We start from the raw sequence: 20433 nt of genomic DNA, 5'->3' as shown, positions 1-20433 counted from the left end.
CTAAAATAAATTTACTATTATTATGAAGTTATTTTAGTAAACCGACAGTAGGCTTATATGGCTAGACAATTGAATAAACTATTTGTTCGATCTATTTCTTCCCTTACCCGATTATTTCCTTTGTGGGCAGTTTTGTGTGCTGTTATGGCCTATTTTTCTCCTGACACTTTTACACCTATACGCCCCCATACATCACAATTACTTATGTTTGTGATGTTCACCATGGGAGTTACATTAAGTATTGATGATTTTAAACGTGTAGTCACCAAACCTAAAGCGGTGGTAATTTGTACTTTACTACATTATATTGTTATGCCGTTAACTGCTCTAATTTTAGCAAAACTGTTTACAATGAAACCAGAACTATTGGTTGGCATGGTGTTAGTTGGAAGCGTAGCTAGCGGAACGGCATCAAATGTGATGATTTATCTTGCCAAAGGTGATGTTGCATTGTCTGTTACAATTTCATCTGTTTCGACACTTGTGGGGGTAGTTATAACACCGCTGATAACACTGCTATTAGTTGGCACAACAGTTGAAGTCCCTGTTTGGGGAATGCTTGTACATATTGTACAGATTGTTTTAATACCAATTATATTGGGTTTAATTATCCACCATTTGTTAAATCCTATCGTTAAAAAATGTGAACAATTTTTACCACTTTTATCGATGATCTGTGTTTTATTAATTCTTTGTATTGTAGTAGCAGGTAGCCATACTCAAATTGGCCAAGTGGGTGGCACTGTTATTTTTGCAGTTGTGATTCATAATGCGTTAGGATTGCTTGGCGGTTACTGGGGAGGGCGTTTATTTGGTTTTGATGAATCAACTTGCCGAACCATGTCACTTGAAGTAGGAATGCAAAATTCTGCTCTCGCAGCTACTTTAGGCACCACCTACTTTTCGGCTTTATCGGCTCTGCCTGCTGCAGTATTTTCGGTTTGGCATAATATTTCGGGCTCATTACTGGCTGGCTATTGGCAAGGTAAACCAGTAAAGAATAAGAAAAAATCCAATCATTAACAAATAATATTGTAAAATAGCGTTCATCTGCTCTCTTTCTTAATCAACTCTAAGTAAGAGAGCTTAATTTTCAGAGTTTATATCCAACCGCTCCACTAGCATTTAAATTAATTTTAGGCCAAATTAAAATGAATAGCGAATTACAGTTACCACCGTTTGTCTATCGTATATTACCGTGGATTGCAGCGTTTGCATTCTTTATGCAATCACTTGATACGTCAATATTAAATACAGCCCTACCCACTATGGCTAAAGATCTTAATGAGTCCCCCTTAAATATGCAATCAGCAGTAATAAGTTATGCATTGACTTTAGCATTGTTTATTCCTGTCAGCGGTTTTTTGTCGGATAAATTTGGCACAAGAAATATTTTTGTCATGGCTGTTTCGCTATTTACACTTGGTTCTTTGCTTTGCGCTTTATCCAATTCATTACTTTTTTTAGATATATCACGCATTATTCAGGGTATTGGTGGTTCAATGATGGTCCCCATATCACGTTTGGTGTTAATTAAATCTTTTAAACGTAGTGACTTTCTAGCGGCTTTAAATACAGCCACCATTCCAGGCCTAATTGGGCCTGTTTTAGGTCCTGTATTGGGTGGCTATCTGGTTGATATGGTAAGTTGGCATTGGGTGTTTTTTATTAATTTGCCTATTGGTATTTTAGGTGTAATCATTAGTTGGAAATATATGCCCAATTTAAAAGGTGAACAGATGCCTTTTGATCTGTTTGGTTTTATATTTATTGTTATTGCCTTTATTAGTGCCACTTTAAGTGTAGAGATTTTAAACCAAAATCAGAAATATGATCTTCCATTGCTACTTGCTGCCATTAGCCTGCTCTTTTTGGTTATTTATCGTCGATATGCAAGAAAAAAACAGGCTCCATTATTTCCACTATCGCTTTTTAAGATTCGCACATTCAAAATAGGCATTATTGGAAATTTAATCTGTCGATTAGGAATATCTGGTGTGCCATTTCTTATTCCCTTGTTATTACAAGTGGGGTTCGGCTACTCGGCTATTTTTGCAGGTATTATGCTTGTACCAATGGCGATTGCGTCAATTTGCACCCGTATTTTTATTCCACATATTTTAGCTCGCCTAGGCTATCGTTTAGTACTTGTCGCTAATACGATTTTAGCGGGTGTAATGATTGTGCTAATGTCTCAGTTAAATTTATCAACATCACTTATACTAATCAGTTTGTTATTATTTTGTATCGGCGGTGTTAACTCTATGCAATATACGGCTATGAATAGTATAACTTTAGCTGATTTACAAGGTGAAACAATAAGTAGTGGCAATAGCTTAATGGCAGTTAACCAACAATTAGCAATTAGTTTTGGTACAGGATTTGGGGCGGTTTTACTCAGATTGATAAGCAATACGACTAATACTATTTACGCATTCCAACTGACATTTGTTATACTTGGTGTCGTTACCATATTATCAAGTTTTATTTTTGCGCAATTAAAAAGAGAAGATGGACAAAATTTAACTGCTCATCATCAAGAAACAAGGAGATAAGCATATGTTCCAATACCAAATTATCCCAGTTACCGCTTTCCAAGAAAATTGTAGCATTATTTGGTGTGATAAAACTATGGAAGGGGCTGTTATTGATCCTGGTGGTGAGCCAGAGCTACTTAAAAAAGCGATTGAAAAACTAGGTGTTAATATTAAACAAATTTTATTAACCCATGGGCATTTAGATCATGTTGGTGCAGCAGCTGAATTAGCTAAGTATTACAACGTTAAAATTATTGGGCCAAGCCAAGAAGATGAATTTTTATTAACCTCTTTGCCACAACAATGCGTACAGTTTGGTTTTCCACATACTAACAGTTTTTTACCTGATCGTTGGTTAAAAGAAGGGGATCAGATCCAAATAGGTAAAATTACCCTTGATGTGCTTTTTTGCCCAGGGCATACTCCAGGACATATTGTTTTTATTAATCATTTGGATAAATTGGCTTTTGTCGGCGATGTATTATTTAAAGGCAGTATAGGGCGAACTGATTTTCCTCGTGGCAACCATGCTGATTTGATTTCGTCAATTACCCATAAATTATTACCTCTTGGCGATGACTTTATTTTTGTGCCAGGGCATGGGCCGATGTCGAGTTTTGGTCATGAACGAATTAGCAATCCTTATCTAATCTAACTTAAGAAATACATTGCCTTTGTTATTACATTTTTATTTTAGCGCGTAATAATAAAAGCCCTCTCATTACTCTCAATGTAAACTATTTTTTATATAAATAGTTTACATTGAGGCGCATTACGTTATTATAGTTCTACTATTTATGAATAAAAGGTAGAAAATAATGAAACAACAACTGACTTCGTATTATCCAACGTTTATTACCACATTGGTTAGCTTATCTTCTTGGCAACGAAAACTATTGGCTACCACAAGTGCGGCATTACTCTTAGGGCTAGCGGCTAATATTAGTATTCCAACTTATCCAGTTCCATTTACATTACAATCATTAGCTGTGTTGTTAATTGGCGCTTTTTTAGGTCGTAAATTAGGTGCATTAGCAATAATTCAATACCTTTTTCTAGGTGCGATCGGATTACCGCTATTTGCCAATGGTAGTGGTGGAATTATGGCGCTGGCTTCACCATCTTCTGGTTACTTATACGGCTATGTATTTAGCGCTTATTTAGCGGGGTTTGCAGCAGAAAAGGGATATGATCGTCGCTTTATTTTCGGTTTAATTGCATTTGCTTGTGCGCATCAATTGTTATTTGTATTTGGCGTTGTTTATTTAATGGGCTATTTACATATTACGTTTATTGATGCGTTAAAAGTGGGGTATTTTCCATTTGTTGGTATTGATGCACTTAAATTTATCATTGCAACTTGTGTAATGTTTTCGCTATGGCGTTATCGTGCTAAAAATCAATAATATTCAAAGTGGCGATATCATCTTCCAAAGCCTTAACGAAGATAATGATTTTAGTGACGCTATAAACCGTTCTGGCGCAGTACCTAACATGGATGAGATAACAAAAAATATCAACCATGCCGGTTTATATATTGGCAATAATAGCGTCATTGAAGCGACACAAAAATATGGCGTAATTGAACAATCTTTGACTGATTTTGTTGGTGCGGCTAGACGTAATATCATTGGAAGAATCCATGATTTGGCTGTTATTCAAAATGCATTAAAGCGAGCTAAAAATTGCTTAGGTTCACCTTACAATCATAGCTTTCATCCCAATGCGGAGGGTTTTTATTGCAGTGAACTGATTACTTATGCTTTCAAAACTAAGCACGGCAATGACTATTTCGCATTATATCCAATGAATTTTAAAGATTTAACGACAAATCAAATTTTGCCTTATTGGATTGATTATTATCGCGATCTAAAACAGAGTATCCCACAGCATAAACTTGGCTCACATCCACAACAATTACTCAGACAAAAACACTTATACAAGACAATCCTAGCACTTGAATGATTATCAAGGAGGCAATTTTAGACAAAAAAACATTATAAAGCATTTAACTATTGACATAGCGCCATAAAATCTATAATATACGCGCTACATTTCGGTTCCTCCATAGTTCAGTCGGTAGAACGGCGGACTGTTAATCCGTATGTCACAGGTTCAAGTCCTGTTGGAGGAGCCAATATTTATATAATATTGACAAAGAATTTGCTAAAGTCTAATTTTAAAAAAATGATAAATAGCACAAATTAGTTAAATTTCTTTCTTTGAGTTATTCCCACATCTAGCCTATTCATTTCATAATTAGCTAGATAATATATCTATTATGTTCAAAATAATAATCCCAATTTTTTCTTTTAACGGCATATTATATTAAATAATATCTTATCAAAAACGTTAAGATAACCAACTTCTATAGAAGTTTATATTTACAGTATATCTTCATTTCCAAATTTTACTTTGGAATTTGTAAAATTTAAGAACAAAGAGATAAAGAATAATGGTGCAATCAATCGAACCCAATATTGCGGATTTAGCTAACGGTTGGCTTAAATCATATCAATTAGACTATAAATTAGAACAAGAAGCATTAAATACTGAAATAGATAAAGCACTTTCCGATTACTTTACTAAAAACGGCGGAAGTGGTGCAAATCGCCCCGATGTGAAGTTGTTGTTACAACATGAAAATATGAATTTTTACCCTGTCCTTATTGAATATAAAGGATATAAAAATAAACTTGTAAAACTGGACAATCAAGGACAAGTTGAGAATAGAACAGCAAAAAATGAACCACATTTTAAAAATATCAATTCATATGCAGTAAACGGAGCCGTGCATTATGCTAATGCTATACTGCACCATACTAGTTACACCGATATTATCGCTATCGGAATGACCGGTTATAAAGACGAAAACGAAAAAATACAATATCAAATAGGTGTTTATTATGTTTCAAAAAGTAATTTTGGGATAGGCCAAAAAGTTGGCGAATTTTCAGATTTATCTTTTTTAAAAAGAGAAAACTTTTGTGCTTTTATCAAGCAAGTAAAATCATTAAGCCTAACACAAGAAGAGATTGAGAAACTCAAAGAACAACGTGAAAGAGAAATTAATGCGAGTCTGGTAAAGCTTAATAATGATATATACCAAAATGAAAAAGGATTAGGAGAAAACGATCGAGTCTATCTGGTTGCTGCCTCCATTATTGCAACATTGGGGATACCCGGTAAAGTAGCGCCTCTTGAAAAAGAAGATTTAAAATCGTCTATCGAAAAAGGCAATACAGATGGAGATATAATTGTTCGAAAAATCAAAGCATTTTTAGAGGAAAAGAAATTACCTAATGAGAAAAAAGACCTTATTCTAAGAACTTTGCAAAATACTCTTACCACCGAAAACATCAATAAAGTCAATAATGGGGAATCTCAGTTAAAAAGAGTGTTTACTAAAATTATTGATGATTTAGGTATCTATTACAAAATCGGATTAACGACTGATTTTACGGGAAAACTCTTTAATGAAATGTATTCTTGGTTAGGTTTTACTCAAGATAAACTTAACGACGTAGTACTCACACCTTCGTATGTTGCTACCCTTTTAGTAAAATTGGCACGAATAAATAAAGACTCCTACGTTTGGGATTTTGCAACAGGATCTGCCGGCTTACTTGTTGCCGCAATGAACGAAATGCTGAATGATGCTAAAAACAGCATTACATCGCCGGATGAACTCAAGAAAAAAGAGATTCAAATAAAAGCGGAACAATTGCTGGGTTTAGAAGTCCTTTCCAGTGTATATATGTTAGCAATTTTAAATATGATCTTAATGGGAGACGGAAGCTCAAACATTTTAAATAAAGATTCCTTAACCGACTTTGATGGTAATTACGGTTTTGGAAAACCGAACGAAAAATTCCCAGCAGATGCTTTTATACTCAATCCGCCTTATTCTGCAAAAGGTAATGGTATGATTTTTGTAGAAAAAGCGCTTAGTATGATGAATAAAGGGTATGCAGCCATCATTATACAAAATTCCGCCGGTTCTGGTAAAGCAAAAGAATACAATCAAAGAATTTTAAAAAAACATACGCTTCTAGCCAGTATAAAAATGCCTATTGATTTATTTATCGGCAAATCAAGCGTACAAACAAATATCTATGTGTTTAAAATAAATGAAAAGCATGAAAAAGATGAAATGGTGAAGTTTATTGACTTCTCAAACGACGGATACACACGAACTAACCGCAAAAAAGCAAGTAACAATTTAAAAGATACAGACAGAGCAATAGAACGATATCAAGAATTAGTTAACTTGGTACGTTTTGGACGGAGTAAACTTAATATTTTTACCGATAAAGAGTATTACGAAAATACCATAGACCCTGAAAATGGCACTGATTGGAACCAAAGTGCACCAATTGATACCAAACCGACATTACAAGACTTTAAGAAAACAGTCAGCGACTACTTGGCTTGGGAAGTCTCCAATTTACTAAAGCAACAAAACAAAGAAGGGGAAAGGCTGGGAAAGTAGATGCCTCACTTAGCAAAAAACTGCAAGAAGTTAAGTGGGGTGAATTTAAAATTGGGGATCTATTTGATAAAATCAGAACAAAATCTTTAAGATACAAAACATCTGAGTTACCAAGTAAAGCAACAAAAGAGTTTATTCTACCGGCTTTGACTGCTGGCATACAAAATCAAGGGTTAAACAATTTTGTACCAAAGGATAATGCAACTATTTTAAAAAATGTTATTTCAATATCAGCGAATGGAGCAAATACTGGAGCTACTTTTTATCAAAATAAGGAATTTACAATTTTACAAGATGCGTATGCTATCAGGTGGAAATTTACAGATAATTTATTGACTGATAATCATTATCTTTATTTAACTGCTTCTATTTCAAAGGTTATTTTCGGTAATTATGAATGGACAAACAAAGCTGGTTGGGAAAGGATTAAAACTGAAAAAATTCAACTCCCAATAAAAAATGATAAGATTGATTTTGGTTTTATGGAAAATTTTATAGCGGAGCTGGAAGCAGAGCGTATAGCGGAGCTGGAAGCCTATTTATCTGTTACAGGCTTAAAAGATTATACTTTAACAAAAGAAGAGCAACAAGCTTTAGATGATTTTGAAAAACTAAAATTTAGAAAATTTAATGTTATTGATATTTTTGATGTAAAAAATACAGGAAATATTTTATCAAGGGATATTGTTGAAAATAGTGGAAAAACGCCTTATTTATGTGCAAGCACAACAAATAATGCTGTGAGCTCTTATATTTCCTACGACGAAAAATATTTAGATGAAGGTAATTGTATTTTTATTGGAGGAAAAACGTTTACTGTAACCTATCAAGAAAAAGATTTTTATTCAAATGATAGTCATAATTTAGTACTTTATCTAAAGAAAGAAGAAAAAGACAGATTTAATTACTTATATTTAGCCACTTGTATTAATAAAAGCTTGAAACATAAATATTCTTGGGGAGATAGTATAAGTAATAAGAAAATTCAAATAGAAAAAATATTTTTACCTGTTAATAATTTTCAACCCAACTATTCAATAATGAAAACATTTATCTCTGCTATTCAAAAATTAGTAATTAAAGATGTTGTTTTATATGCTAATCAAAAAATTGCAGCAACAAAAATGGTGGTACAATCAGAAAATAATAAGAATTAAGACTCCCAAATATATAAAAAACATTTTATAGGCGTTTAGTCGTATTGTTTTAAGCTGTGCTTAAATACGTGCTAACCACCTATAATTTTAATGAATATAATTATCTCCACGAAAATAGTACAACCCCAAAAGTAAAAAATCTGTATTGTAAAAATTAAAGGAACCGTTATTAATGCATATACATTTTATTATTCATGAAGCTTTTGAAGCGCCTGGAGCTTATGAACAATGGGCGATAAATAATCATCACACTATAACTTATTCTCGCATTTATCTTAATGAACCGCTTCCTAATTGCATTGATGATATCGACTTTCTTATTGTTATGGGTGGTCCACAATCGCCGTCAACAACCAAACAAGAGTGTGCCCATTTTGATTCCATAGCAGAACAAGGCGTGATCTTATCTGCGATAAAAGCGGGTAAAATGGTCATTGGTGTGTGTCTAGGTGCGCAATTAATTGGCGAAGCACTAGGGGCAAACTATGCCAAAAGCCCAGAAAAAGAGATTGGGAAGTTTCCTATTACACTAACTGAAATCGGTAAAGCAAATCCTTTATTTGCTGATTTTGGAAATGCATTAGAAGTTGGCCATTGGCACAATGATATGCCTGGTTTAACCAAAGATGCCCAAATTATTGCTTATAGTGAAGGCTGCCCTCGGCAAATCATTGCTTATAATAAATTCGTTTATGGGTTTCAATGCCATATGGAGTTCACGCCTGAAGTTGTTGAATTGCTGATTGCCCATTCGCAAAAAGAGCTTAATCAAGCTGCCAATTACCGCTTTGTTGATACGCCTGAAATGCTTCGCTCGCATGATTACACGGCAATGAATCAAAAACTTTTCGCTTTTCTCGGCAAGTTGAGCCAGCACTATCAATCATCTTTAGAAAAATAACTGATTATATATTGTAGATAAGGGAATGGAAAATATGAAAGATATCATTGTCGATAAACCGATAAAACGCAGTAAATTAAGGCTGAAATTAGGCAAAGAGTATTTTATCTTAAAACGAAAATTAGATTGGTGGCGACATCGTAACATTTATAGTACTGTCGACATAAATAATAATACCTGTTGTTATTCACACAAAAAACATCAGTCTGTTTTATTAAGACCACTAAAAGATGTTGATATGTATTTACAATATAACAAAATCACGAATCTTCGCTTAGCAATAGAAAAACTTAATGGTTCAATCATTAAGCCCAATCAACGTTTTTCGATCTGGCAAAAAGTAGGGCGTCCATCCAAAAAACGAGGATTTTTAGAAGGGCTATCATTACATAATGGACAGATAGGCAAAGATATTGGTGGTGGATTATGCCAATTAGGTAATTTGATTTATTGGATTGTGTTACATTCTGATCTCACCATTATGGAGCGTTGGCGACATAGTTTTGATGTTTTCCCCGATATCAATCGTACAATTCCTTTTGCTTGTGGCGCGACCTTGTCTTATAACTATGTAGATTTACAATTACTCAATAAAACCACTACCACTTACCGGCTTAATCTTTGGCTTGATGATCAATATTTACATGGTGAATTACTTGCTAATATCCCCTTAACTCATCATTATGAAATCCTAGAAACCGATCATCGCATTGAACAACAGTGGTGGGGAGGCTACACCAGACATAATAAAATATGGCAACGCAAAACACATTTAATTGATAACCATGTCGAAGAAAAGCTCATCAGCGAAAACCATGCAATTATGATGTATACTCCATTTATAGCAAGTAATGAAAGCTAATTAGAAAAATAATCATCAGCCTAATCACAGATAGCCACTAACTATCTAAGTGATAGTTTGAGGGCTATTCTAATAGCCCGTATACTCATAAGATAAAGTAGTTGATAATACCTAATATATGAAAGGAGCAAATTTCATGGCTTATACTTTACCCCCTTTGCCTTATGCTTACGATGCATTAGAACCTTATATCGATTCTGAAACGATGCATCTTCATCATGATAAACATCATCAAACCTATGTCAACAATGCCAATGCTATCGTTGAAACTTTACCTGCTGAAATTAAAGAATTTAGCCCAAGCGATTTATTAAAAAATTTAGATAAAGTGCCGGCTGATAAACTTACTGGCATTAAAAATAATGTAGGTGGTCATGTTAATCACACGCTTTTCTGGGAATTATTAAAAATCGGTACCGAACTAAAAGGTGAACTTAAAGCTGCCATCGAAAAAGATTTTGGTTCAGTTGATGCATTTAAAGAAAAATTTGCAGCAGCGGCAGCCACTCGCTTTGGATCTGGTTGGGCTTGGTTAGTATTACAAAATGGTAAACTTGAAGTAGTTTCAACAGCTAACCAAGATTCTCCAATAATGGGGGATAAATTTGCTGGCGTTTCTGGTACACCTATCCTAACGCTTGATGTTTGGGAACATGCTTATTATTTGAAATACCAAAATCGTCGTGTTGATTACATCGGTGCATTTTGGAATGTGGTTAACTGGGATAAAGTTGCTGAGCTATACGCTGAAGCCAAAAAATAACCCAGCTTGCACTAAATATCTTCAACTAAAAAGATGGCGCTTTATGCGCTATTTTTACTTTTCGCTGAGCACTTTATTCATCAAGTTTAAGTCAAAACGGTAATTGGCAATTGCTAAATTATGCCCAAATCCGCTACAATGAACGCTTGTAAAAAATCATAAAACTGAACAAACCAATTTAAATCATGTTTGAAATTAATCCTGTTAAATCAAAGATAGCAGAACTTACCGAACGCACGGCTGTGATTCGGGGGTATCTTTGACTATGATGTAAAAAAAGAACGGCTCGAAGAAGTCAATGCTGAATTAGAGCAATCCGAAGTTTGGGCCGATCCCGAAAAAGCGCAAGCGTTAGGTAAAGAGCGCGTCGCACTAGATGAAATTATCAATACTATCAATTCATTAACGCAAGGTCTTGACGATGTTGAAGGCTTACTTGAACTGGCTATTGAAGCGGAAGATCAAGAGACTTTCGATGAAGCAAATAGCGAACTTGATCAGCTAGAAAAAAAACTGGTCGGCCTTGAATTTCGGCGTATGTTTTCAGGCAATTACGATAGTGCAGATTGTTATTTGGATATCCAATCTGGATCAGGAGGCACTGAAGCACAAGATTGGGCTGAAATGTTACTTAGGATGTATTTGCGTTGGGCTGAATCAAAAGGCTTTGCAACCGACGTGATGGAAGTCTCTGATGGTGATGTTGCCGGTATTAAATCAGCAACGATTAAAGTATCAGGTGATTATGCTTACGGTTGGTTACGTACGGAAACTGGGGTGCATCGCCTTGTCCGTAAAAGCCCATTTGACTCAGGCAATCGACGCCACACCTCGTTTTCGTCAGTATTTGTTTATCCTGAAATTGATGATGATATTGATATCGACATTAACCCAGCCGATCTTCGCATTGATGTGTACCGTGCATCGGGTGCCGGTGGGCAGCATGTGAATAAAACCGAGTCTGCCGTACGTATTACCCATATTCCAACTGGTATTGTGACGCAGTGTCAAAATAACCGTTCACAACATAGCAATAAAGATCAAGCTATGAAGCAGTTAAAAGCAAAACTGTATGAGCTTGAAATGCAGAAAAAAAATGCCGAAAAACAACAGATGGAAGAAAACAAATCTGACATCGGCTGGGGCAGTCAAATTCGCTCTTACGTGCTTGATGATTCACGAATTAAAGATTTACGCACTGGCGTTGAAACGCGTAATACGCAGGCCGTATTAGATGGCGATTTAGATCAATTTATTGAAGAAAGCTTAAAAGCAGGCTTATAAACCGCTTGGCTATAAATAAAAGGTAAAACTATGTCAACAGAGCAGCAAGATCAACAAAATCAAATTGAAGAGTTAAATAACGAACTAAAAGTACGTCGCGAAAAGCTCGCTCATCTTCGCGAACAAGGTGTTGCGTTTCCTAATGATTTTCGCCGTGATGCGATTTCAAACGATCTCCACAAACAATATGGCGATAAAACTAACGAAGAACTCATTGAAAACAAAATTACCGTAACGGTGGCAGGACGTATGATGATGCGCCGTATTATGGGGAAAGCGTCGTTTGTTTCTTTGCAAGATGTTGCTGGGCAGATCCAACTTTATGTTACCCGTGATGATCTCCCTGACGGCTTTTATAACGAGCAATTTAAAAAATGGGATTTAGGTGATATTGTCGGTGCGAAAGGTTACCTATTTAAAACGAAAACAGGCGAGCTTTCTATTCATTGTGAAGAAATTCGTTTGCTAACCAAAGCACTACGCCCATTACCTGATAAGTTTCATGGGCTTTCTGATCAAGAAATGCGCTATCGCCAGCGTTACTTGGATCTTATCACCAATCAAGAATCAAGAGAAACGTTTAAAGCGCGTTCAAAAGTGGTTAGCGAAATCCGTAACTTTATGCTAGAAAATCACTTTATGGAAGTTGAAACCCCAATGATGCAAGTCATTCCAGGTGGTGCATCAGCGAAACCATTTATTACGCATCACAATGCGCTTGATTTAGACATGTATCTACGAATCGCGCCAGAACTTTATTTAAAACGTTTAGTGGTGGGTGGTTTTGAACGTGTCTTTGAAATTAACCGTAACTTCCGTAACGAAGGGGTATCGCCAAGACACAATCCAGAATTCACCATGATGGAAATGTATATGGCTTACGCTGACTACAAAGATCTGATTGTATTAACAGAAGCCTTATTCCGTCGTTTAGCTATTGCTGTAACTGGCGATGCTGTTGTGCAATATGGCGATCATACTTTTGATTTTGGTAAACCATTTATTAAAATGACCATGCGTGAAGCGATTTGCCATTATCGTCCTGAAACCAATAATGCCGATTTAGATGATTTTGATAAAGCCTGTGCCATTGCCCAATCTATTGGCGTCAAAATTGAAAAAGGTTGGGGACTTGGTCGTGTTGTCACTGAAATTTTTGAAGAAGTGGCTGAAGCAAATTTAATTCAACCAACCTTTATTACTGAGTATCCAGCAGAAGTATCACCGCTGGCTCGCCGTAACGATGAAAACCCATTTGTTACTGATCGATTCGAATTTTTTATTGGTGGCCGTGAAATTGGCAATGGATTCTCAGAACTCAATGATGCAGAAGATCAAGCACAACGTTTTGCAGATCAAGTATCCCAAAAAGACGCTGGCGATGATGAGGCAATGTTCTATGATGAAGATTACATTACTGCCCTTGAGCATGGTTTGCCACCAACGGCAGGACTTGGTATTGGTATCGACCGTACGGTGATGCTATTTACTAACAGCCATACTATCCGTGATGTTATTTTATTCCCGACGATGCGTCCAGTGAAATAAAGCGTTTATTGCTAAAAACACACTTATTTTCTGATAAGTGTGTTTTTATACTAAAACACATAGTTTTCTGAAACTTTTTGACAAACGACTGTAATAACCATATAAAAACTTTCGTCTTATCACGGATAAGTAGCTTATTTATAAATAAAATTATAAAATAGATTGAGTATAAAACAGGCAATATAATTTTATACGCAAGTTGTGTGATAATTATGAGGTATTTATCCACCTATTCACTTTTTAGATTATATTTTTTGTAAAAAATATTCACGATCCTATACCGTTTTGTGATTAATTGAGAATTTGTAGCATCTACTAGTAAAAATCTGTGATAACCATCGTATTAATCAACAATTAGCAAAATAGCTTGCCCACCCATGAATGAAAAAACAGAAAGAGATAGCGACTTTAATGAAAATGGGATATTCACGTTTTAAGCGATATTTTTGTAAAAAATATTCAGAATTCTATACCGTTTGGCGATTAATTGAGAATTTATAGTAATAGGTTAACATAGCCATATTATAAATATCGTTGACTATATTTATAGTCAACGATAATTGAATTAATTTAGTGGTTATCAGTCGGTTTGATTTGATGTGGCAGAATTAGATTTAACACAATCGCTAAGATACCACATAAACTGATACCTTGTAGAGCATACGATCCAAAATCAAAAATCATCCCACCAATCCCAAAAACTAAGACTAATGAGACAATACACATATTTCGAGGCACGGAAAGATCCACTTTGTGTTTAACTAAAATATTTATGCCTACTGATGCAATGGAACCAAACAATAGCACCATAATTCCCCCCATGACTACTGTTGGAATTGAACTTAAAAAAGCGCCTATCTTGCCAATAAAAGACATTAAAATGGCCCAAATTGCCGCCCATGTCATGACGCGAGTTTTAAAATTACGCGTTAACGTTACCGCACCAATTACTTCTGCATAAGTAATACAGGGTGGACCACCAAAAAATCCCGCTGTCGATGTTGCCAGTCCATCACCGAGTAATGTGCGCTGTAAGCCAGGATCACGCGTGTAATCTTTACCTGTGACAGTACTAATTGCCATAATATCACCCACATGTTCAATGGTTGGTGCAATCACAATTGGCAGCATATACAAAATGGCTTGCCAGTGAAATTCAGGAAATGTGAAATCAGGTACTTTAAACCATGGCGCATCAATCACCGGTTGAAAATTGACAATACCGAACATACAAGAAAGCGTATAACCAACCACAATACCCGAAATAATAGGTAATAATTTTAAAAATCCTTTTGCCCAAATAGCTACCACTAAAGTCGTTAATAATGATGCCATTGAAATAAGAATCAATTGATAATTTTCAGCTTGTAGTCCACTATTTTTACCCATTGCCATCCCAACGGTAACCGGCGCAAGCGATAAGCCAATAACCATAATAATTGGGCCTGTCACAACCGGCGGTAAAATGCGGTCAATAACATGGCTACCATTCATTTTGACTAAGAAAGCAAAAAACATAAAGACCAAACCCGCGGCAACTAAACCACCTAAAGTAGCGGGGATCCCCCACTGCGCAACGCCAAATGAGATAGGGGCAATAAACGCAAATGATGAAGCTAAAAATACCGGTACTTTACCTTTCGTGGTTAATTGAAATAATAAAGTACCTACTCCAGCAGTAAAAAGCGCTACATTGGGATTTAACCCAGTTAACAACGGTACTAATACCAATGCTCCAAATGCGACAAATAACATTTGTGCGCCAGTAAAAATATCCTGCCAAGAATGCTTATGCTGTGATGTTATATTTTCTGTTTTGTCTGTTGTGATGTTGCTCACATCTCGCCTCTCTTACTTAACTAAATTTTTTGTATAACTTGCCTGTTTGACAGGCATAAAAAAACCGGTTTAACCGGTCTAAAATTTGAGATTTTATTTTGTGCCGAATATTTTGTCTCCAGCATCCCCAAGTCCTGGTAGTATGTAGCCTTTTTCGTTCAACCTCTCATCAATTGATGCGGTATAAAGTTCAACATCAGGGTGAGCTTGTTCAAGTACTTTAATACCTTCTGGTGCAGCAACCAAAACTAATACTTTAATATTTTTACAACCTGCTTTTTTAAGCAGGTCGATTGTTGCCACCATTGAACCACCTGTTGCAAGCATTGGATCCACAACTAAAGCCATTCGTTCTTCAATATCAGATGTTAACTTTTGGAAATAAGGGACAGGTTCAAGAGTCTCTTCATTACGATAAAAACCAACAACGCTAATACGGGCACTTGGTATATGTTCAAGCACGCCATCCATCATACCTAAACCTGCGCGCAAGATAGGTACGACGGTAATTTTTTTACCTTTGATACGTTCAACTTCAACAGGCCCACACCAACCTTCTATCGTTACTTTTTCGGTAGGTAGATCAGCCGTTGCTTCATAAGTTAATAAACTGCCAACTTCACTGGCAAGATCACGAAATTCTTTGGTGCTAATGTCGTATTCACGCATTAATCCAATTTTATGACGGACAAGAGGGTGTTTTACTTCAACTATTTTCATGGAGGGCCTCAGTGTTATTTTCTATAATCGGTTAGTCGGTATAAATAACCACTGAGTGGCGATTTTAACATATATCTCACTCGATGAAAACCTAAAATCGACTGTCTTATAGACAACGTAAATCTTGATAAAAAAAGAAAAATAAAAAATTTAACGGTAAAAATCAGTTTTATTTTCACTTTTTTTTCATTAGAATAGCCGTCCCAAATAATTTATTTCAGCAATTAATTTAAAAAAAGGAATATAGGAATGAATTGGTTTATTGATGGCATTACAAAAAATTATGCAAATTTTAATGGACGAGCACGTCGTAAAGAATATTGGATGTACGTTTTGTTCAGTTCTATTTTAACTGTTATCGCAATAATCATTGATAAAATGATTGGAAGTCCTTTAGTGGTAACCCTTATCTTAACGTTGGCATTATTCCTTCCTAATTTAGCGGTTACTGTACGTCGCTTACATGATACAAGTAAATCAGGTTGGTGGGTTTTGTTACAATGTATTCCATACATTGGCGCTATTATTATAATTGTATTCTGCGTACTGGACTCAACACCAGGCAGCAACCAATACGGTGAAAACCCTAAAGGTTTATAATTTATTACTAATAACCTTATCATTAAACGTGGTAAGGTTAAATCATTATTAACATTATCTCCTATCTTTTAAATACTTTCTCCATCTAAATATTCAACTGGCAAATCAACCACTTTTCGATCAATCTTCTCGCCGTTGATTCGTTTTAATAACAGTTCAGCCGCAATCTTCCCCATTTCAATTCTTGGTGTTTGTATAGAAGCTAATTTAGGATTCATATATTGACCAATTTGATGCCCATGAAAGCCAACAATCGCTATCTGTTTTGGAACTTCAATACGCATTCGCTGGCACTCTAATAATACGCCCAAGGCCAAATCATCATTGGTACTAAAAATGCCATCAACGCAAGGTAATTCTGTTAAAATCTGATGCAAAAATCGTGCGCCTAACTCATAAGATGACGCTTCTTTAGTTGCTAATGTTCGTGGATTTAATCCCGCTTCTTGCATTGCCTGTTCATAGCCTTGTTGACGAATAATACTTCGTTGATCTTGCCTTGCGCTAAAATAAACAATATTACGACGCCCTTTATCTATCATACGATGAATCATATTTTTCGTTGCAGTAAAATTATCAAATCCGACAGCCATATCAAGACAAGGTGAAACACTGTCCATAATTTCAACCACAGGAACACCCGAAATTTCAATCATCTTTAATGTTGCTGGAGTATGCGTTCTTTCCGTTAAAATTAACCCGTCAATATTATAAGAAAGTAATGAGCGTAAACGTAACTCTTCTTTGTCAGCACTGTATCCGGTATGGGTGATCATGGTTTGATATCCTCTTACATCAGTCACCATCTCAATACCTTTTAAAATATCGGCGAAAACCTGATTGGTTAAAGAAGGGAACACAATACCAATAGCATTACTTTTAGCGTTAGACAGCATATCGGGTGCTTTATTGGGAATATATCCTAGCTTATCTATCGCTGCTGAAATTTGTAATTGGAGTGGTTTTGATACAAGGTTAGGATCACGTAGAAAACGACTGACTGTCATTTTACTTATCCCAATTAAATTGGCAATTTCTTGCAAACTTGTTCGACGTCTTTTATTACTCATTCACTTTTTCCGGTAGCTTTGGCTGCCAATCTATAGCAGTTTTACCTTGCTGTATAATTAGATCATTTGCTTTGGAAAAATGCTTACAGCCCAAAAAACCTCGATGGGCGGATAACGGCGATGGATGTACTGAAGTTAATACATGATGTTTTTGGCGATTAATAAACTGCCCTTTTTTTTGCGCAGGAGACCCCCACAATAAAAAAACCACTCCTTCAAGATATTGATCGATTGCTGCTATCACATGGTCAGTAAAAGTTTCCCAACCTATTTTTGCATGAGAATGGGCTTGTCCTGCTTCAACCGTTAGCACGTTGTTTAATAATAATACACCTTGAGTTGCCCAAGAGGCTAAATAACCATAAGAAGGAATCTTAAAATGTTCAATATCTGCTGATAATTCTTTATAGATATTCAATAACGATGGGGGTGGCTTAATTCCTGGTAAAACAGAAAATGAAAGTCCGTGTGCTTGATTAGGGCCATGATAAGGATCTTGCCCTAAAATCACCACTTTAATTTGATTAAATGGCGTAAAACGAAATGCATTAAACACATCATGCTGTGGTGGATAAATAATTTTACCTTTCGCCCGCTCAGATGCCACAAATTGCATTATTTGTTGAAAATAGGGCTTTTCTTTTTCAGCGCCAATAACATCATGCCATGTTAATTGATTATTCATACAATACCTATGTTCTAATTTTTATATGACTCAACAACACTATTTGCTGATTGCAATAATTATACCTAAAAATCATAATAAACCTAATGCTAATGAGCTTAAGGTTCACTAAACCAAAATATTTATTTAAATATAAAATGTTGCTTTATTGCTCAAGACAGCAATGCTAATAAAATATTCTTATAATACTTCCAATTACGCTACACTTTACACTAAATAAAGTATTATGTTATCTACCCTTATGTTTAGATAATACAAATGTATAGTTAATAAATTTAAAAGAATTAATGCGATAAATAGATTTTCAGGGACATAGAAAAAATACTAACTAAAGGTATTACTTATTGAATTGATAGCTTTTTTTGACTTTAATCAAATTTTGAAAGTGCTATATTAACCCTAATTATTTTAGGGCAATAAGGCCCCGTTAGGAGGATTTAAAATGATTACAGGTATCCAAATTACTAAAGCAGACAATGCAGCACTTCTTAACTCTTTTTGGTTATTAGATGACGCTACTAAAGAAGCTCGTTGTGTGGCAGCTAAATCAGTTTATAAAGAAGATCAAGTTATCCCAACTGCCGAATTAGGTCAATTCGAATATCGTGAAGTTCCATTAGATGTTGCACCAACCATCAAAATTGAAGGTGGTCAACACTTAAATGTTAACGTTCTTCGTCGTGAAACTTTAGAAGATGCAGTAAAAAATCCAGAAAAATACCCACAATTAACAATTCGTGTTTCTGGATATGCAGTGCGTTTTAACTCGTTAACTGCAGAACAACAACGCGACGTTATTGCTCGTACATTTACAACGAAAATTTAATTAAATTGAGTTCAAGTTTTATAAAAGATAATCTAAGTAATTAGGTTATCTTTTTTTATGACTTAAATATAACAATATACTAACGCAATAGTTATTAGTGAGGAAAAGTATCCATTAATCGTAGATACTTTTTATGCTTGATGACATTCAGCCCAACGTAAGTACTGTCGCCAGAAAGGATCGAACTCGCATTCAATTTTAACTGATAATGTATTATATCGGTTTGTTATTTGTTGTACTAACTGAAGTGCTGAGTGTTTATTTCCTACATGCCATAACATATTCCTTATACCTTGACTAAAACTGTTTTGACAATGAATACCTCGCTCATCAGCACATAAAGCAAGATTGATAGCATCTTCTAATTCATAAACAAGTGAAAGAGTCTCTTTGCTATCAATATCAACGATAACATTAAGTGCATAACAATAATTTTCATGCCCTACCAAAGAATTAGCCGCTTCATTACGATGCACTAGCATTTTAAGATCAGTTAATTCAAATACAATCCATTGATCCTCTTGAGCATTAAGTACACCTGTGTGTTTTAAATCTTCTTTCCATAATCGATCAAAAATAGTGACAAATTGGTTAGCAGGAATTGTAGCAGCATTGTGATCTGTCTTTAAAAACTCAATAGATTCTACTCTGACAGCAAAATCATATTCACCCAATAGATGATCGAGATAAATCAATGCCATCGTTTCTGCTTGTTTTACCATATCTTCTGGGACAGTCTTAGCAAACATAATACCGATAGATATTTTACGATAACTTTCTTTATATTGAATTAATAAATCAGTTGCGCCTAATGAGAAAGAACTCTCTTTAGATTTTATAACAAATGTATCTACATTATTAATACGCTGACGAAATGCTTCTACTTCGAAAAACTGAAGATCAGGTGCTTGTCGGGTAATTTCCATTACATACTCGAATCGATCAATTTTTCCATTTGTGGTAAAAATAATTTTATGCTTTTTAGTATCCCCTATAGTAATTTCAGCAATTACATCTAACTGATTTTCATCTAATAGCTTATTGATATTTTTCATTATATCGATAAATTCAAATTCATTAAAAGATTGTTCAGATTTTTTTACCTGTTGCCAAAAGTCCTGAATTATCAAACTTAAATGATTTTGTGAG

At 35.1% G+C, this 20433-nt stretch carries 19 protein-coding genes and 1 tRNA gene; 15 read left to right on the top strand and 5 right to left on the bottom strand.

Annotation, left to right across the window (positions count from 1 at the left end; all coding sequences use genetic code 11):
• Positions 1-57: 57 nt before the first annotated feature.
• The 13 genes from panS to lysS all read left to right on the top strand — a co-directional run bounded on the left by panS (position 58) and on the right by lysS (position 13544).
• Entirely contained in the window at positions 58-1023 is a 966-nt protein-coding gene (gene panS, locus A9G30_RS02935) for a ketopantoate/pantoate/pantothenate transporter PanS (RefSeq protein ID WP_065587994.1), read from the top strand.
• Between the two features lie 128 nt (positions 1024-1151).
• Positions 1152-2555 (top strand): DHA2 family efflux MFS transporter permease subunit, encoded by a 1404-nt coding sequence (locus tag A9G30_RS02930; RefSeq protein WP_065587993.1) that lies wholly within the window; start codon positions 1152-1154, stop codon positions 2553-2555.
• Between the two features lie 4 nt (positions 2556-2559).
• Positions 2560-3192, top strand: a complete 633-nt coding sequence (locus A9G30_RS02925; protein ID WP_065587992.1) for an MBL fold metallo-hydrolase — start codon at positions 2560-2562, stop codon at positions 3190-3192.
• A gap of 163 nt (positions 3193-3355) precedes the next feature.
• Complete coding sequence (locus tag A9G30_RS02920) at positions 3356-3943, top strand: biotin transporter BioY (RefSeq protein ID WP_065587991.1); 588 nt, start codon at positions 3356-3358, stop codon at positions 3941-3943.
• Positions 3927-4502, top strand: coding sequence for a YiiX/YebB-like N1pC/P60 family cysteine hydrolase (locus A9G30_RS02915; protein ID WP_065587990.1), 576 nt, complete (start codon positions 3927-3929; stop codon positions 4500-4502). The genes A9G30_RS02920 and A9G30_RS02915 overlap by 17 nt, the downstream gene beginning before the upstream one ends.
• Before the next feature lie 96 nt (positions 4503-4598).
• Positions 4599-4674, top strand: a tRNA-Asn gene (locus A9G30_RS02910).
• 318 nt (positions 4675-4992) lie between these two features.
• Positions 4993-7029, top strand: a complete 2037-nt coding sequence (locus A9G30_RS02905; protein WP_065587989.1) for an HsdM family class I SAM-dependent methyltransferase — start codon at positions 4993-4995, stop codon at positions 7027-7029.
• Positions 6969-8186, top strand: a complete 1218-nt coding sequence (locus A9G30_RS02900; protein ID WP_218057702.1) for a restriction endonuclease subunit S — start codon at positions 6969-6971, stop codon at positions 8184-8186. Before A9G30_RS02905 ends, A9G30_RS02900 begins: the two co-directional genes overlap by 61 nt.
• A gap of 172 nt (positions 8187-8358) precedes the next feature.
• Positions 8359-9087, top strand: coding sequence for a type 1 glutamine amidotransferase (locus A9G30_RS02895; protein WP_065587988.1), 729 nt, complete (start codon positions 8359-8361; stop codon positions 9085-9087).
• Positions 9088-9112: 25 nt separating this feature from the next.
• Positions 9113-9949, top strand: a complete 837-nt coding sequence (locus A9G30_RS02890) for a VanW family protein (protein ID WP_218057701.1) — start codon at positions 9113-9115, stop codon at positions 9947-9949.
• Between the two features lie 136 nt (positions 9950-10085).
• Complete coding sequence (locus A9G30_RS02885) at positions 10086-10712, top strand: Fe-Mn family superoxide dismutase (RefSeq protein ID WP_065587986.1); 627 nt, start codon at positions 10086-10088, stop codon at positions 10710-10712.
• 185 nt (positions 10713-10897) lie between these two features.
• Positions 10898-11996, top strand: a protein-coding gene (gene prfB / locus A9G30_RS02880) for a peptide chain release factor 2 (RefSeq protein WP_141671960.1) whose coding sequence is annotated in 2 segments (ribosomal slippage) — positions 10898-10972 and positions 10974-11996 — 1098 coding nt in all. Because the reading frame shifts where the segments join, the coding sequence is not laid out codon by codon here.
• 30 nt (positions 11997-12026) lie between these two features.
• Positions 12027-13544, top strand: a complete 1518-nt coding sequence (gene lysS / locus A9G30_RS02875; RefSeq protein WP_065583207.1) for a lysine--tRNA ligase — start codon at positions 12027-12029, stop codon at positions 13542-13544.
• Positions 13545-14114: 570 nt separating this feature from the next.
• On the opposite strand, the gene A9G30_RS02870 is transcribed toward lysS, so the two are convergent.
• The gene (locus tag A9G30_RS02870; RefSeq protein WP_218057700.1) at positions 14115-15383 is read right to left on the bottom strand and encodes a uracil-xanthine permease family protein; all 1269 of its coding nucleotides are present in this window, start codon (positions 15381-15383) and stop codon (positions 14115-14117) included.
• A gap of 93 nt (positions 15384-15476) precedes the next feature.
• Complete coding sequence (gene upp / locus A9G30_RS02865; RefSeq protein WP_065566110.1) at positions 15477-16103, bottom strand: uracil phosphoribosyltransferase; 627 nt, start codon at positions 16101-16103, stop codon at positions 15477-15479.
• A 249-nt stretch (positions 16104-16352) separates the two neighbouring features.
• Between upp and A9G30_RS02860 the strand changes: the two genes are divergently transcribed.
• Positions 16353-16703 (top strand): DUF805 domain-containing protein, encoded by a 351-nt coding sequence (locus A9G30_RS02860; protein ID WP_065587984.1) that lies wholly within the window; start codon positions 16353-16355, stop codon positions 16701-16703.
• 68 nt (positions 16704-16771) lie between these two features.
• Here the strand turns inward: A9G30_RS02860 and gntR are convergent, their stop codons facing one another.
• Both gntR and ung read right to left on the bottom strand, forming a co-directional pair.
• Entirely contained in the window at positions 16772-17773 is a 1002-nt protein-coding gene (gene gntR, locus A9G30_RS02855; protein ID WP_065583210.1) for a gluconate operon transcriptional repressor GntR, read from the bottom strand.
• Positions 17766-18458, bottom strand: coding sequence for a uracil-DNA glycosylase (gene ung, locus A9G30_RS02850; protein WP_065587983.1), 693 nt, complete (start codon positions 18456-18458; stop codon positions 17766-17768). The genes gntR and ung overlap by 8 nt, the downstream gene beginning before the upstream one ends.
• A 442-nt stretch (positions 18459-18900) precedes the next feature.
• Between ung and grcA the strand changes: the two genes are divergently transcribed.
• Positions 18901-19284, top strand: a complete 384-nt coding sequence (gene grcA / locus A9G30_RS02845; protein ID WP_065587982.1) for an autonomous glycyl radical cofactor GrcA — start codon at positions 18901-18903, stop codon at positions 19282-19284.
• A 131-nt stretch (positions 19285-19415) separates the two neighbouring features.
• On the opposite strand, the gene A9G30_RS12845 is transcribed toward grcA, so the two are convergent.
• Positions 19416-20433: hypothetical protein (locus tag A9G30_RS12845; protein ID WP_065587981.1), on the bottom strand; the 1018-nt coding region annotated here is incomplete at its 5' end.

This window comes from Gilliamella sp. Fer4-1 (assembly GCF_001690515.1).
Taxonomy (GTDB): Bacteria; Pseudomonadota; Gammaproteobacteria; order Enterobacterales; family Orbaceae; genus Gilliamella; species Gilliamella apicola_C.
The sequence above is the reverse complement of the archived record's forward strand: the minus strand, read 5'-3'. Positions and strand labels throughout refer to the sequence as shown.

Coding starts and splice junctions, on each gene's coding strand:
- A9G30_RS02925 (WP_065587992.1), top strand. CDS start 2,560: ATGTTCCAATACCAAATTATCCCAGTTACCGCTTTCCAAGAAAATTGT.
- A9G30_RS02895 (WP_065587988.1), top strand. CDS start 8,359: ATGCATATACATTTTATTATTCATGAAGCTTTTGAAGCGCCTGGAGCT.
- A9G30_RS02920 (WP_065587991.1), top strand. CDS start 3,356: ATGAAACAACAACTGACTTCGTATTATCCAACGTTTATTACCACATTG.
- panS (WP_065587994.1), top strand. CDS start 58: ATGGCTAGACAATTGAATAAACTATTTGTTCGATCTATTTCTTCCCTT.
- upp (WP_065566110.1), bottom strand. CDS start 16,103: ATGAAAATAGTTGAAGTAAAACACCCTCTTGTCCGTCATAAAATTGGA.
- A9G30_RS02905 (WP_065587989.1), top strand. CDS start 4,993: ATGGTGCAATCAATCGAACCCAATATTGCGGATTTAGCTAACGGTTGG.
- A9G30_RS02890 (WP_218057701.1), top strand. CDS start 9,113: ATGGAAAATATGAAAGATATCATTGTCGATAAACCGATAAAACGCAGT.
- A9G30_RS02930 (WP_065587993.1), top strand. CDS start 1,152: ATGAATAGCGAATTACAGTTACCACCGTTTGTCTATCGTATATTACCG.
- ung (WP_065587983.1), bottom strand. CDS start 18,458: ATGAATAATCAATTAACATGGCATGATGTTATTGGCGCTGAAAAAGAA.
- A9G30_RS02860 (WP_065587984.1), top strand. CDS start 16,353: ATGAATTGGTTTATTGATGGCATTACAAAAAATTATGCAAATTTTAAT.
- lysS (WP_065583207.1), top strand. CDS start 12,027: ATGTCAACAGAGCAGCAAGATCAACAAAATCAAATTGAAGAGTTAAAT.
- grcA (WP_065587982.1), top strand. CDS start 18,901: ATGATTACAGGTATCCAAATTACTAAAGCAGACAATGCAGCACTTCTT.
- gntR (WP_065583210.1), bottom strand. CDS start 17,773: ATGAGTAATAAAAGACGTCGAACAAGTTTGCAAGAAATTGCCAATTTA.
- A9G30_RS02885 (WP_065587986.1), top strand. CDS start 10,086: ATGGCTTATACTTTACCCCCTTTGCCTTATGCTTACGATGCATTAGAA.